We start from the raw sequence: 14535 nt of genomic DNA, 5'->3' as shown, positions 1-14535 counted from the left end.
CGTCTCGTTCAGCCTTAGTATACCTTCAAGTAAGCGGATACAAAACGAAAATTTTCGGACAGTGTGCAGGATTATGCGCCCGGCCCCCGAATCGAACAGAAAGCCAAATAAGGAAGTCTTCATGAAAAAAACGGAAAGGTCGTGAACCCCATGAACCTGCACGAAATCGCGCAAATCGCACCTTCGCCGCGGCAGTTGAACTGGCAGCGGCTCGAATTTTACGGATTCATCCATTTCGGCATGAACACGATGACCGGGCGGGAATGGGGAGAAGGGCATGAAGATCCGGCGCTGTTCGATCCCGATCGGCTGAACGCGGACGAATGGGCGGCGCTGCTCCAAGCTTCCGGCATGCGCGCGGTCATTCTGACCTGCAAGCATCACGACGGATTCTGCCTGTGGCCGAGCCGCCATTCGGCGCATACGGTAGCGAACGCGCCGTGGAAGGGCGGCCGGGGCGATCTCGTGCGCGAAGTCTCGGACGCCTGCCGGCGCCGCGGCTTGAAGTTCGGCGTCTACCTGTCGCCGTGGGACCGCACGGAGAGCCGCTACGGGGAAGGCGCGCCGTACGACGACTTCTACGTGAACCAGCTTGAAGAACTGCTGACCGGCTACGGCGAGGTCGCCTGCGTCTGGCTCGACGGAGCGAACGGCGAAGGACCGAGCGGCAGGCGTCAGCAGTACGATTGGGACCGCTACTACGACACGGTGCGGCGGCTTCAGCCGGACTGCGTCATCAGCGTCTGCGGGCCGGATATCCGCTGGGTCGGCAACGAAGCGGGCGAGACGCGCGCCGAAGAATGGAGCGTCGTGCCGGCCCCGCTGCGGGACGCCGAGAAGACGGCGGAGAAGTCGCAGCAGGCCGACGACGGCGCTTTCTCGCGATCTTTCGAGTCGATGGAAGCGGATCTGGGCAGCCGGCAGGCGATCGCCGCGTACGACGGAGACTGGGTCTGGTATCCGGCGGAAGTCAATACGTCGATCCGCCCGGGCTGGTTCTATCATGCGGAGGAAGACGACCGGGTGCGCGGCGCCGACGAACTGTTCCGGATTTACGTGAACGCGGTGGGCGGCAACGCGACGTTCCTGCTGAACGTCCCGCCGAATGCGCGGGGCGAGATCGCAGCGCCGGACCGGGCTGCGCTGCTTGGGCTGGGAGAGCGGATTGCCCGGCTCCAAGACGACTCGCTCATGCGCGGCGCCGCGTTTGCCGTCTCCGGCCGCGCCGGCGCGGAAGACGGGCTGCCGGCGGCGGTGGCGGATCTGTCGCCGTTATCCGCCGGTGCGGCCGTAGATGCGTCCGCCCGCGCAGCCGGCAGCGGGATTTTCCCATGGAAGCCGGCCGCCGGGGAGGCAGAGCCGTGGGTCGAATGGTCGCTGCCGCACGCGAAGTCGATCGACGCGGTATCGCTCGGCGAACATCTGCCGGCCGGGCAGCGGATCGAACAGTTCGAGATCCGGGCGTGGACGGAGACCGAACCGGATCTCGCGGAAGGGGCGGCACGCGACGAAGAGCGACCTGCGGGAACCTGGGTGACGGTCGCGCAGGGAAGCGTCGTCGGCTATCGCCGCATCGTCCGGTTCGCTCCGGTGCTTACCGCGAAGCTTCGCGTCGTCTTCACCGGCTATCGGGAATTCCCCACGCTGTCGCACGTTCAAGCGCACTCGCTTGAGGCAAACGAATGACGGTGGAAATAACGGCGATTCGATAACTTAAAAAGCCGGACTGGTGCAACGCGTGAACAAAATGCTACTATATAAGAACGGAAATTGTTAAGCGAGGCATACATGCACGGGGAGGAACTACGATGACCAAGCTCCAAGACCTGCTTCGGACCGACCCCGACGAGGAGCCTTTCGAACTTTCGCAGCGGTTGTTGACCCGGCTTCAGGGCTTTGTGCCCGAACCGGAAGGACGCGAGCTGATCGAAGCTTCTTTTGAATGGGTGGACGATTTCGAGCTTGAGGAAGAAGCCCAAAAACGCGTGGACGAACAGATCAACGAAGCCTGGTCGATGTTCGTTCTGCTAACCGCCGAGGAACGCGTCTGGTTCTACGATAAGATGCTGGCCGTATTGGAAAAAGAAACGTTCTGCGAGCCCGAATCGGCGCGCAAAACGGCCAAACTGGCCGAATTGTTTGCGCTGCGCAAAGCTTCGCTGGAAAGTTCGTACGCGCTGCGGGGCGAACTGCGCCTCAACCACGGACGCGTGCTGTCTTTGCTTGGCCGGTGGGTCGGGCAGGCGGCGGCGCTTGCGCCCGACGCTCCTGTTCGTCAGGGGCTTTCGCGCGCCGCAGCAGCGGTGTTCGAAATTTATTTTAACCATCCGCATTACATGGACGACGACGATCTGCGCAGCGAAGCGGCCGGGCTGCTGCCGGAGCTGATCCGCGCTTTTTATCCGGCCTGCAGTCCCTTGCATGTCTACCTGCTCGGCTATCATGACCGTTACATGGTCGAACTTGCCGAACTGATCGACTTTTACATGAAGCTGGAACTTCCCAAAGAACGCAAAGGCAAAGCGTATCTCGGCCTGGCAAAAGCGTTCATGGGAGAAGGCGCGCCGGCTCTGGAACGGGGCATCGGGCCGGTGCTCGACATTCTCGCGCAGCGCATGCCGGCGTGGACGGACGCGCAGTTCGACGAGTTTATCGACACGTTCGTCTATTATCCGCTGCTTCGGCAGCCGCTGCTCCAGATTGCGCGTTCGCCGGATCGCCGTCTGGTGCTGGACCTTGTCGCCGGGCAGAACCGGCAGACCGACCTCGAACGCCAAGCGGCGCAGACGCTTCGGGAAGCCAACCGGGTCGTGGCCCGCATCGCGGCCGATACGATGCCAAGCGGCGAAGGCGGGGTACAGTTCCGCGATTTCAACTTCAAGCTGTCGGTGATCGAAGAATTGATGTACAAGCAGCAGGTGCTGCAGCCCCGCTTCGATATCGGCGTATTCGTGCAGGAATACGCGCTGCGCGAAATTTCGATTGCGGCGGAAGGCGACCGCCCGATTCCCGAAATCCGGGAATATTTCGAACGGCTCGTTCTGACGGAGCAGGATCTCGCCCACGTGACCAAGTTGGTCGTTGCCGGCGGGCAGCAGGTGCACCACCAGATCGTGCCGTTCGGCAGCGGGGAAGACGGATATTTCGACGTGCATTCGCTCGAAGATCTGTGCCATCTGCCCAATCTGCGCGTGTTGCAGGCAATCGGCCTGCTCAAGGCCGATCCGTCGCCGGCGATCGAACGCGGGCTCATTTTGATACAGGAATAGAATATCGGCCGACTGGGACCGATGTTGAAGGAGAGGACGTGCGGATTCATGAACAACGAAGAGAACCCTAAGCAGGACCGCCATCCGGGCGAAGACCGGGAACACGGCCAAGGCGACGGCCAAGAACGCAATCCGGATTCCGATCGCGCCAGCGGAGAGGGAGAAGAGGCGACGAAGGCGGCGGCGTCGAATCCTTTTAACGAAGAAGCGTGGAATCGGGAGACTTACGAAGCGTGGGTGCAGCGGTTCGGAACGCCCGAAGAAGCCGCCGGGCGGATTGCCCGGCAGCCGCTCAAGTCGCTGTCGGTGCTGGGCGAGACGATCGGCGATCCGGCAGGCCTGCGGATCATGAACCTGATGGGCTCGAACGGCAGCAAAGCGGTCGCGCTCGCGCTGCTCGGCGCTTCCGTCACCGTGGCCGACTTCTCGCCGGGCAACCGCCGGTACGCGCTCGAACTGGCAGCGTCCGCCGGAGTGCCGCTTGCGTATCTCGTCTCCGACGTGCTGAAGCTCGACACGACGGATTTGGCCGGCACGTTCGACGTCGTGGTCGCGGAGATGGGCATTTTGCATTACTTCACCGACCTTGCGCCGTTCATGAACCTTGCCCATACGCTGCTCGCGCCGGGCGGACGCTTCGTGCTGCGCGATTTCCACCCGGTCTCGACCAAGCTGATCTCGTCCCGGGGCACGACGGCAAAGATTCGCAAGCACAAAGTGGACGGCGATTATTTCGACTCGACGCTGGAAGAACAGGATGCTTCTTTTGCCAAATATGCGGAAGGCGAGACCGCCAAAGTGCGGCTGCGCAAATGGAATCTGGGCGAAATCGTCACGGCGGCCGCGCAGAGCGGACTGATCGTGTCGAGCCTGACCGAAGAACCGAATCTGTCGGGAGACAGCTTCGACAAAGGCATTCCCAAAACATTTACCTTAATTTCGCATAAATATTCAGACAAACTGTCGTAAAAGCGTGCAGGAAGGCGCCGCGAACGACACAGGTGAGAATGAGGCGAGCAGATCGGCCCTAAACCGCTTTTAAGGCGGTTTTTTGGCTTTTTTAAGCGTTGATTCCTATTTTGCTGCGGATAACTTGCACTTATAATGATAGTTATAGCTAAAAAAGAAACGGAGTGAACGAAATTGGGGAGTTGCTAGCTCGGGCCTTGGGACCGCAAGGCAAACAGTCGTCGAGGACGGTTATTCAACATCATATAGGAAAACGAAGGAGGTGGACCCGTTTTCTCGCAGCATGACGCTCGTCTGAGCGGCGCGGAGAACGGGATGTATATTGACTAGTGACCCCTTGCCCGGTTGGTTAAGTATTTTGATGGTCGTGCTGCTTGTCGGGTTGAACGGATTTTTCGTGGCGGCGGAATTCGCGATGGTCCGGATCCGGGAGAGCCGGATCGCCACGCTGGCGGACGCCGGAAGCAAACGTGCCGGATTCGCCAAAAGCATGGTCAACAATCTGGACGCTTACTTGTCCGCGTGCCAGCTCGGCATTACGCTCGCTTCGCTCGGACTCGGCTGGATCGGGGAACCGGCGGTCGCATCGTTTTTGCGCCCGCTGTTCCACGCTCTGGGCTGGACCAACGAAGTGGCGATTCACGGCACGGCCGTAGCGATCGCGTTCGTGCTTATCACGGTGCTGCATATCGTGATCGGGGAATTGGCCCCGAAATCGATGGCGATCCGCAAGCCGGAATCGGTAGCGATGATCGCGGCCGCTCCGATGGTGCTGTTCTACAAAACGATGTTTCCGTTTATCTGGGTATTGAACGGGATGGCGAACGCGCTGCTGCGCGTGCTGAAGATCGAACCGGCGTCGGAGCTCGACTCGGCGCATACCGAAGAAGAAATCCGGATTCTGGTCAAAGAAAGCAACAAGAACGGGCTGATCGACAATACGGAGATGGCGCTCGTCGACAACATTTTCGAGTTTGCCGACACGACGGCGCGGGAAGTCATGATTCCGCGGACCGAGATGATCTGTCTGTACACGAATGTGTCGCGCGAAGAAAACCTGGAGACGGCTTACGACGGCATGCGGACGCGGTATCCGGTCTGCGAGCAGGATAAAGACCATATTATCGGCTTTATCCATATCAAAGACCTGATGCGTTCGCCGGAAGCCGATTACGACAGCCTGATCCGTCCGATCATCGCGGTGCCGGAATCGATCCGCATCAGCGAGCTGATGAAGTTGATGCAGCGCAGCCGCACGCAGATCGCGATGCTCGTCGACGAATACGGCGGTACCGCCGGTCTGGTCACGCTCGAAGACATCATGGAAGAGATCGTCGGCGAAATTCAGGACGAATTCGACGAAGAAGAACGTCCGGAGACGGAACAAGCCGGCGAGTTCAGTTATTCGATCGACGGCATGATGCTGATCGAAGACGTGAATAACCAGTTCGGCTTCGAACTGAACTTCGACGATTACGACACGATCGGCGGCTGGCTGTACGCGAGAATCGACGAACTGCCGCCGCAAAAAGGCCAGTCGGTCGATCATGAAGGCTGCACGTTTATCGTCGACGAGACGGAGCAGAAGCGGATCTCGCGCGTGCGAATCCTGAAGCCGCTGCCCGAAGCCGACCGGATGCCGGAGCGCGAAGACTGCGCCGAAGACGCGCCGGTCGACGGGGCACCGGACGCGCCGAACGAAGCGCGGGAACCGGAAGACAACTTCGAAACGGAACCCGTGGCGGCCCTTGCGGCCAAACGGATCGAAGCGGGAGCCTGAACCCGAAACGCATGAACCTGATTCTCTATACTTTGGATTCAAGTCCGCCGGCCGCAAGCCCGGCGGGCTTTTTTGTCGATATGGGGAACTTTCCGCGTCCGTCTGCGTATCGAAGCCTACGGAGAACGCCGGGTCCGAGCGGGAAGGACGTTCATTGACTTGGCCGAAAAATACCGATACGCTGGGACGTATGGAGGGATCGATGATGGAGCTGAACGAAGAACACGAAGCACAAGAAGGAAGAAAGGAAGACCGGTTCAGGCGCCTGCATCCGGACTGGATCGCGGCTTCGCGGCTCGGCAGCGCTTATTTCTACGCGATTCCGCTGCTGATCGCGCTCGCGCTGACCGTGCTTGGCGCCGTTTTCGACTGGACGTGGCTGCCGCTGTGGATCGGGGGGCTTGTGACGCTCGGCTTTGCGCTCCTGTTCGCGTTCGCGGTATTCCGGGTGCCGGTCATTTTATATCGGCGATTCGGTTTTGCCGTGTTTGAGGAAGAGATCGAAATCCGCAAAGGGCTGTTCATCATCACCGAGACGCTGATTCCGATGACCAAAGTGCAGCATGTGGAATTGGAACACGGTCCGATTTTGCGCAAATACGGACTGGCCGAACTGAAGATCGTCACCGCGGCGACGACGCATTCGATCGCGGGCCTCAAAGCGGAAGAAGCCGAGCAGCTCAAAAGTTCGATCGGCGAATTGGCGCGGAGGACCGAAGAATGAGCGGGCCGAAGCGGATGTCGCCGCTGTACGTCGTATTCGCCATGCTGAAGGTGCTGCGCGGCCTTGTGCCGTTCGTCGTCATCTTCGGCGTCCAGGTCGTCGCGAGAGGCGAAATCACGCCGGCGGTGTACTGGATCGCCGGCGGCGGCCTGCTGCTGCTTCTGCTGTCGGGCGTGCTGGAGATCTTCGGCTGGAAGCGATTCACGTACGAAGAAGAAAGCGACCGGATCACGATCCGCAAAGGGCTGATCCAGCGCAGCGAGAAGATCATCTACTACTCGCGCATTCACTCCGTCAGCCAGGAGCAGCCGCTGATCCAGCGCTTGCTCGGCGTCGTGCAGCTGAAGATCGAGACGCCCGGCGGAAGCGAAGGCGACGCCGTGCTGCCGGTGCTGCCGCGGCGCGAGGCCGAGCGCCTGCAGCGCGCGCTGAATGAGCGCGCCGCCGCCGATCCGGCGGCAGGCGATCCGGCCGATACGCCGGATCAAGACGTCCGCCTCGAAGCAGGCGGACCGGGTGCGGCCGGCGCGGAAGGCTTCGCCCCGCCGGACGCACAAGCGCCGGAAGCCGGCCCGGCCGAAGGCGGGCTTCCGGCGCCGGAGCGGCCGGCCGCCGCTGCCGGGCGGCCAAGAACGGCCGAGCCGGTGCTGCTCTACCGGCTCGGCCCGGGCCGCCTGTTCCTGGCGGCGCTGACCGAATTGAATCTCGGTCTGGCTGTCGCTTTCGTGGCGGGCATCGCCTCGTTCGCCGACGATCTGCTGCCGGACGCCTGGATGAACACGCTTGTCACGAACGCCCAGGCGTATCTGACCGGCATCCGGGCGATTCTGATCATCGCGGCCGCCTCGCTGCTGTTCGCATGGATGCTGTCGCTCGTGCTGTTCATCGTCAAGTTCGCGGGCTTCTCGCTCTACCGCGACGGCGAACGGCTGTCGATCCGCTACGGACTGCTCGAACGCAAGCAGTTTCTGTTCGATCCGGCCCGGGTACAGGCCGTCACGGTGAGAGAAGGCTGGCTGCGCCAACTGCTCGGCTACGCGCACGTCGAGGTCAACGTCGTGTCTTCATCGTCGGAAAAAGAAACCCCGGCGCTGCATCCGTTTATTCCGCGGTCGCAGATCGCGAACCTGCTGGAGCGCACCGTGCCGCAGTTCGCTTTCGCCGGAGCGGAACTCCGGCCGCCCAAGCGCGCCCTGTGGGGCTATATCCGCACCGGCCTGATCCTGACGGCAATTGCGGCGGCCGCCCTGATCTATTTCTTCCCGCACGCCGGAAGATGGGCGCTGCTGCTTATTCCGATCGCGCTGGGGCTCGATTATTGGAGCTTCCGTTCAAGCGGGGCGGCTCTGGACGGACAGCGGCTGACGATCGTCAACCGCGGCATCGCCAAGCAGACGCACTGCACCCTGAAACGGCATATCGTCGCTTTTCACATCAGCGGCAGCCGATGGCAGCGCGGCGGGGAGATGCTGAACGTCAAAGCCCATCTGCTCGGCGGGTCCGGCGGGTCTTCAATCGGCGTAGCCCGGTTGAAGCAGGCTGACGCGCAGCGCCTGTATGAATGGTACAGCAGGAAGCGCAGCGAACCTCTTTTATGAGCGTTTTTCAAATAAAATCATAAAAAATGGAGAAAACAGGAACCTTTTCGGTTCCTGTTTCGTTATATAGCTATACTGCACATGTACATATGAAAAGGAGAATGAAAATGAACAGATACGGACCCCGTTCGTTTTTCCAATTCTTTGCTAGGCCTGCCGCGCTTTTGATCGTCGCTTCCCTGGTCGTACCGGGTACCGGACAAGCGACCGAAACGGAGGAGGCGCAGGAGCTGTCGCCGCCTCAAATCCAGCTGCCGATCGGACTGCCGCAGATGCCGGGCGCGTTGACGCCGCCGCCGCCCCTGTCGCCGGCGCTGGATGCCCTACAGGAAATGACCAACAACAAATATTTGAAAAACGGAACGAGCAGTATTCGGGCCGAAGGCCGGTCGTCGCTGCGTCTGTCCGCGGCGACGGTATGTTCGTCCGCCGCTTCCCGCTCCGGCGTCGCCTTGTCGCTCCAGCGATGGGACGGCAGCGCCTGGGTATTAGAAAACACGGCGACGGCGATCAGCGAATCTTCGGGTTCGAGCATGCTCAATTTTTCCAAGCAGGTGCAAAAAGGGTATTATTACCGGGTCCGCTCGGACCATTGGGCTTCGGGCGGAGGGCTGCGCGAGACGAGCACGCTGTTCAGCAACACGCTGCTGTTCGCGAACTGAACCGGCCGACTTGTGGCTTGAGGCGCAAACGCAAACCGCTCCCCGTGAAGGGGAGCGGTTTGCGTAGGTCCGGCGTGCCCGGATCGGACGGTGACGGATCGAAGCTTCTACCGAAGATCAGGAACGGCCGTCGACGATATGTCCGGCAATATCCAATAATTCTTCACGGCTTAACAAACCGTAGATGAAAAAGTCCAGTTCGCCGCGAATAAGGTGCACGATATCTTCTCCGGTCTGATCGGCATACTGCGCCGTAAGGCCGTTGGCGAGCCGCACTTCGGTTACCTGGTCGGTACCGAAACTGTACGTGCCGTCCGGCCCGATCATCCGGCTGACGTAAATCGTCACGTTGCGTTCGGAGCCGGATTCGTAGAACAGCGTGAAACTATCGGGAGCCGAACCGTCGTCCGGCACGGCGAGCGTCACTTTTTCGAGCTGCAAATCTTGCGGAATCTTGGGAAACTCCGGCATCGGAAACGCAAGCCTGCGCGTCGCGTCCGCAAGGCTCATCTCCACGTTGTCGTAACGAACGACTTTTTCGTTCGGCTCCGCGTCGATTTGCGTGCTGGAGGAAGTCGGCTGTTCGACGCCCTCGGGAGGAGGATCGGTCAGCGCGCCTTCCGTATCGACCGGCGTATGGTCGCCCCGGACCACGACGGCTTCGCCGGTGCTCCAGGTCTGCAATTTCTGATACAGCGGCGTCAGCGCGCCGGTCCGTACGGGCTCCGAGAACGCGAACGACCCGAGCAGGATCAACCCTGCCGCCGCGCCGGTCAAACGGAGCGTGCGTTTGCGCTGCCGTCTGCCGTCGTGCTGCTGCCGCGCTTTCTGTACTCGCTGCCAAGCGGCCCGGCGGGATTCCGGGTCGACGGGGGAGGCGGATTGGACCGCCCGGTCGAAGGCCTCGTCGAACAGCTCGTCAAATTTTTCGTCTTTCATCGCTGCCCTCCCATTCCTTGCGCAGCACCTTGCGCATATTTTCTCTCGCCCTGAACAGCCTCTGCCTGATAATGTCCTCGCTGGTGCCCAGCGAATCGGCGATTTCCTTGTACGACATGCCGTATTTCCAGCGATAGAGGATGATCGCCCGGTATTCGGGCTTCATGCTTTTGAGATGCTGCAGGATCGCTTCTTCCATCATTTGCACTTCGACCGTCTTCTCCGGCGAAGAACCGATATCCTGCCTGGCCTCTATATGATTAAGAACGCTGTCGGCCTCCACATGGTTACGGTGCCTTTTGTTTTTTCTCAAATCGTTGATCGCGCTGTTGCGCGTGACGACTTTGAGCCAGGCGAAGAACTTCGATTCGTTCTCGAATTCGGGCCGTCTGCCGATCAGCTTCAGGAACGCTTCCTGAATGACGTCTTCGGCGGCGGCATGATCGCGAACGATATAGAAGACCGCTCCGTACGCCAAGTCGTAATATTCGTTGTAGATAAGCTCCTGCATGTCTCCGTCCAATTCGTCGAAGTCATGGGTGAGGAGCATCTGAAGATGTTGAGCCATATATGCTCCTTCCTCGGTTCCTGTAAGGTCCGTCCGAGCCGGCAGCGTTGCCCGATTCGACTTCCGCAGCGGAAGAAAATAGTTATCATTCTACATATTCTACACGAAATTAGGAAGAAGGTGGGCTTTTTTTATTACATACCTGCTTATATTACGTTATATACTTACTTTTTTCGCAGTTTCATGCAGTTAACGCATATAAAAAAACCCGGGCGCCTAAGCGTCCGGGTCTGAAGTTTCGGCGGATTTTACGGGAAAATGGGGGAGTTATTCGTCGCTGCTGCGCTTGCCGGAATCCGCTGCGGCCTGCTCGGCTGCCCGGGCAAGTTCGGCTTCGTCTTCGACCGATTCGTCGATCTCCGCGACGCGTTCGCCTTCGCCGGCTTCCACGTAGCGGCGTTCCGCACGCGTCATCTCGACGCTTCGGTTGCCTTCGGCCATATCGTTGCCGGTGAAGTTCTCGTAAGGCTCGACCGTGCCTTCTTCGACGTTGTTCTCGCTGGACAACTCGTCGTAGCTCTCCACGTCGCGCTTGGTGGACATGGCGGGGGAGTCGGCGTTGCCGTAGCTTTCGACCGCCTGCCAGGCGTTCGCGTCGTCGAACTTGCCCGCATGCTGCTGGCGATTCTCGCCCGCGCCGGCAGGAGGCGGGGTCATGACGTCTTCTTCCACGGGACGGTAATCGGACACCGGACCGTCTTCGGGCGTCGTATCGACGTTATACGCCGTATAAGGGACCGCTTCGAGCCGCTCAAACGGGATTTCTTTGCCGGTCGTGACGTCGATGCCGTACGTGCCGTCTTCGATCCGCTTCAGCGCGGCATTCACTTCATCAAGCCGGTCGGACAGATCGGAGTCGATCGCCATGTCCCGGCCGCGCTCGAATTCTTCCGTGCCGAGATCGCCCGGGTGGTTGTCGACGGCCGTCAGTTCGCCGGTCGATACGCGGAGCGAAGTCTCGAAGCCTTCCGTCGTGTTCTCGGAGTTGTCGAAATGCTGCTCCAGCTCGCTTTTGCGCTCGTGCAGGAGCTGCTTGAGTTGATCTATTTGGGAATCGTTTAAATGTTTCATCTTTTTTTCCTCCATTCGGGTTGGCACGTTTGAACAGGCTGTTTGCCCCGTGTGCTTCTGTTCTTTTTATACCCGCCCGGCAGGCAAACCAATCTTGCGCCGTTGTTCGTCGGAAAGGCGGAAGATCGTTCTGCGGCTTGGACCGGCGTTCTTGATCAACCTGCTTAATCGTAATCCGCACTAAAAAGCCCCGGGTGTTAATGGCCGCTTCTTTCGGGTTAAATGAGAAAAAGAAAGCCCCTAGCACATGTTCGAAATCCAATCCCATCCCAGAAGGAGCGATCAGCGATTATGAAAGCACTCACTTATCAAGGCAAGCGTAAAGTCAAAGTCAAGGACGTGGCCACGCCCAAGCTGGAGAAAAGAGACGACATTATCATTCGCGTGACGTCGACTTCCATTTGCGGGTCCGACCTGCATCTGTTCAACGGAGAAATACCGGGCATGACCGACGACTACATTATCGGACACGAACCGATGGGCATCGTCGAAGAGATCGGAGCCGATGTCACGCACGTCAAAAAAGGCGACCGCGTCATCATTCCGTTCAACGTCTCGTGCGGCCAATGCTTCTTCTGTCAAAACCAGATGGAAAGCCAATGCGACAACGCCAACGACAATCCGGCCAAAGACACGGGCGCGATGCTCGGCTATTCCCATACGTACGGCGGCTTTGCCGGCGGACAGGCGGAACTGCTGCGCGTACCGTACGGCAACTTCGGCCCGCTCGTTATCCCGAACGACGCCGAAGTAACGGACGAGCAGGTGCTGTTCCTGTCGGACGTTATTCCGACCGCTTATTGGAGCGTGGATAATGCCGGCGTCAAAAAAGGGGATACGGTCATCGTGCTCGGCTGCGGACCGATCGGACTGATGGTGCAGAAGTTCGCGTGGCAAAAAGGCGCGTCCCGCGTCATCGCGGTCGATCACGTCGAGTACCGTCTGGAGCACGCCCGCCGCACGAACAAAGTGGAGACGTTCAATTTCATGGAGAACGACGACCTCGACAAGCATCTGCTGGAGATTACGAGCGGCGGCGCGGACGTCGTCATCGACTGCGTCGGCCTCGATTCCGAGAAGACGTTCATGGAAAAAGTCGAAACGAAGCTCAAACTGCAGGGCGGGGGACTGGGCGCGTTCCATATGGCTTCGAACGTCGTGCGCAAATTCGGTACGATTCAGGTGACGGGCGTGTACGGGCTGCGCTACAACAACTTCCCGTTCGGCCACATCTTCGAGCGCAACGTAACGATCAAGACGGGCCAGGCGCCGGTCATCCACTATATGCCGGAGCTGTTCAACCAGATCAAGACCGGCCAACTCGACCCGACGGACATCATTACGCACAAGCTTCCGCTGGACGAAGCCGAGCATGCGTACGATATTTTCGACAGCAAAAAAGAAGACTGCATCAAGGTCATCTTGAAGCCTTAAAGTTTCCAAAAAAAAGCCCTCCCGCTTCCCGCAAGGGAAGAGGAGGGCTTTTGGCGCGCCCGCGGGATGCGGGCAGAAGAGTCAACGATTTAGAACGCCCAGCTGCCGCCGCGGAAGACCGGTTCGGCGCTGCCGTCGTCGGTAATGCCGTCGATGTTCATGTCGGCAGAACCGATCATGAAGTCGACGTGCGTGATGCTCTGGTTGATGCCGGCTTCGGCCAGCTCTTCGCGGGACATCGTCTTGCCGCCTTCGATATTGAACGCGTAGGCGCTGCCGATCGCGAGATGGTTCGAAGCGTTCTCGTCGAACAGCGTATTATAGTAGAGAATGCCCGAATCGGAAATCGGCGATTTGTGCGGCACGAGCGCCACTTCGCCGATATAATGCGAACCTTCGTCCATTTCGACGAGACGTTTGAGCGTCTCCAGACCCTGTTCGGCTTTCACGTCGACGATGCGTCCGTTCTCGAACGTCAGCGTAAAGTTGTCGATGATGTTGCCGCCGTAGCTGAGCGGCTTCGTGCTGGACACGGTGCCGCTGACGCCGGTCTTGAGCGCGGCCGTGAACACTTCTTCGGTCGGCATGTTGGCCACGAACGAGCAGCCGCGCTCGCTTTCGCTGTCGGCCGCGACCCACAGATGCGTGGACGGCAGTTCGATCGTCAGATCGGTGCCCGGCGCGGTGTAATGCAGCGCTTTGTATTTCTTGCCGTTGAGGTACGTCGCTTTGGCGGTCAGCGTCTCGATATGCTGCTGCCAAGCCGCGACCGGATCCGGCTGATCGACGCGGACCGCTTTGAAGATCGCATCCCACATGGCCGGGATCTGCTCTTCCGCCGGCAGGTGCGGGAACACTTTGGCGGCCCAGGCAGCCGAAGGAACGGCCACGATCGACCAGGCGAGCTTGTCGGATTGCACGTATTGGCGATATTTGCTCAGCGCTTCGCCGGACACTTTTTGTAGCGTGGAGATCCGGGACGGATCGACGCCGCTCAGCAGGTCGGGGTTGTTCGAGACGACCGCGAGCATGGCGCCGCCGTTCTCGGCGAGTTCTTCGCGTTCCGCCGCCATCCATTTCGGCGCGATCTCGAACGAATCGTCGGGAGCGAGATCGTAGCGCATGCGCGTGATCGCTTCGTCGGCCAGGTTGACTTTGACCAATTTAGCGCCTGCCGCGTAGGCATGCTTCACGACGAGCCGCACGTATTCGAGCGAATCCGCGCTGGCGTCGATCATCAGGATCTGTCCGGGCTGTACGTTTACGCCGACTTTAACCGCGAGTTCGGCGTACTTGTTAAGGTTGGTTTGAAAATCCGACATATGAATCCTCCGTTTCGTCACTTGCTTGATTAAAATAAACGCTCTGTTTTACATTGTACAAGATCACGCGAAGAAAGAAAATCTAACATTGGTTAATTAGAACGAGAGAATGCCGGCAAACCGGGCGAAAACGACGAATTTTACGTCCAGAAGCAGGAACCGCGGCCCGGCAAAGCGAAAAGTATACTTTTGACAGCTA

The 14535-nt window shown here is 59.5% G+C and carries 12 protein-coding genes; 8 read left to right on the top strand and 4 right to left on the bottom strand.

What is annotated here, in order from left to right:
• The first annotated feature begins 150 nt into the window (after positions 1 to 150).
• From FFV09_RS22080 to FFV09_RS22050, 7 genes are all read left to right on the top strand, one after another.
• Positions 151 to 1686 carry an alpha-L-fucosidase gene (locus FFV09_RS22080; protein WP_141449853.1) on the top strand — a complete coding sequence of 512 codons (1536 nt, stop codon included), beginning with the start codon at positions 151 to 153 and terminating at the stop codon, positions 1684 to 1686.
• Between the two features lie 122 nt (positions 1687 to 1808).
• Positions 1809 to 3269, top strand: a complete 1461-nt coding sequence (locus tag FFV09_RS22075; protein ID WP_141449852.1) for a DUF6892 domain-containing protein — start codon at positions 1809 to 1811, stop codon at positions 3267 to 3269.
• A gap of 48 nt (positions 3270 to 3317) precedes the next feature.
• Positions 3318 to 4238 carry a class I SAM-dependent methyltransferase gene (locus FFV09_RS22070; RefSeq protein WP_141449851.1) on the top strand — a complete coding sequence of 307 codons (921 nt, stop codon included), beginning with the start codon at positions 3318 to 3320 and terminating at the stop codon, positions 4236 to 4238.
• A 361-nt stretch (positions 4239 to 4599) separates the two neighbouring features.
• Positions 4600 to 6018 (top strand): hemolysin family protein, encoded by a 1419-nt coding sequence (locus FFV09_RS22065; RefSeq protein ID WP_141450583.1) that lies wholly within the window; start codon positions 4600 to 4602, stop codon positions 6016 to 6018.
• A 154-nt stretch (positions 6019 to 6172) separates the two neighbouring features.
• Entirely contained in the window at positions 6173 to 6742 is a 570-nt protein-coding gene (locus tag FFV09_RS22060; RefSeq protein ID WP_246098410.1) for a PH domain-containing protein, read from the top strand.
• Positions 6739 to 8340 carry a PH domain-containing protein gene (locus FFV09_RS22055; RefSeq protein ID WP_141449850.1) on the top strand — a complete coding sequence of 534 codons (1602 nt, stop codon included), beginning with the start codon at positions 6739 to 6741 and terminating at the stop codon, positions 8338 to 8340. Before FFV09_RS22060 ends, FFV09_RS22055 begins: the two co-directional genes overlap by 4 nt.
• A gap of 107 nt (positions 8341 to 8447) precedes the next feature.
• Positions 8448 to 9002 carry a hypothetical protein gene (locus FFV09_RS22050; RefSeq protein WP_141449849.1) on the top strand — a complete coding sequence of 185 codons (555 nt, stop codon included), beginning with the start codon at positions 8448 to 8450 and terminating at the stop codon, positions 9000 to 9002.
• Positions 9003 to 9119: 117 nt separating this feature from the next.
• On the opposite strand, the gene FFV09_RS22045 is transcribed toward FFV09_RS22050, so the two are convergent.
• From FFV09_RS22045 to FFV09_RS22035, 3 genes are all read right to left on the bottom strand, one after another.
• Entirely contained in the window at positions 9120 to 9941 is an 822-nt protein-coding gene (locus FFV09_RS22045; protein ID WP_141449848.1) for a hypothetical protein, read from the bottom strand.
• Complete coding sequence (locus tag FFV09_RS22040; protein ID WP_141449847.1) at positions 9922 to 10509, bottom strand: RNA polymerase sigma factor; 588 nt, start codon at positions 10507 to 10509, stop codon at positions 9922 to 9924. Before FFV09_RS22040 ends, FFV09_RS22045 begins: the two co-directional genes overlap by 20 nt.
• Positions 10510 to 10776: 267 nt before the next feature.
• Positions 10777 to 11580 (bottom strand): TraR/DksA C4-type zinc finger protein, encoded by an 804-nt coding sequence (locus FFV09_RS22035; protein WP_141449846.1) that lies wholly within the window; start codon positions 11578 to 11580, stop codon positions 10777 to 10779.
• Positions 11581 to 11871: 291 nt separating this feature from the next.
• On the opposite strand from FFV09_RS22035, the gene FFV09_RS22030 reads away from it, so the two are divergent.
• Positions 11872 to 13014: a zinc-dependent alcohol dehydrogenase gene (locus tag FFV09_RS22030; RefSeq protein ID WP_141449845.1), complete on the top strand. Its 1143-nt coding sequence runs from the start codon at positions 11872 to 11874 to the stop codon at positions 13012 to 13014.
• 89 nt (positions 13015 to 13103) lie between these two features.
• Here the strand turns inward: FFV09_RS22030 and FFV09_RS22025 are convergent, their stop codons facing one another.
• Positions 13104 to 14336, bottom strand: a complete 1233-nt coding sequence (locus FFV09_RS22025; protein WP_141449844.1) for an aminopeptidase — start codon at positions 14334 to 14336, stop codon at positions 13104 to 13106.
• Positions 14337 to 14535: the final 199 nt, after the last annotated feature.

The sequence above is a fragment of the Saccharibacillus brassicae genome, assembly GCF_006542275.1.
GTDB classification, from domain to species: Bacteria; Bacillota; Bacilli; order Paenibacillales; family Paenibacillaceae; genus Saccharibacillus; species Saccharibacillus brassicae.
Note: the sequence above shows the minus strand (reverse complement) of the source record. Positions and strands in the feature narration are given on the sequence as shown.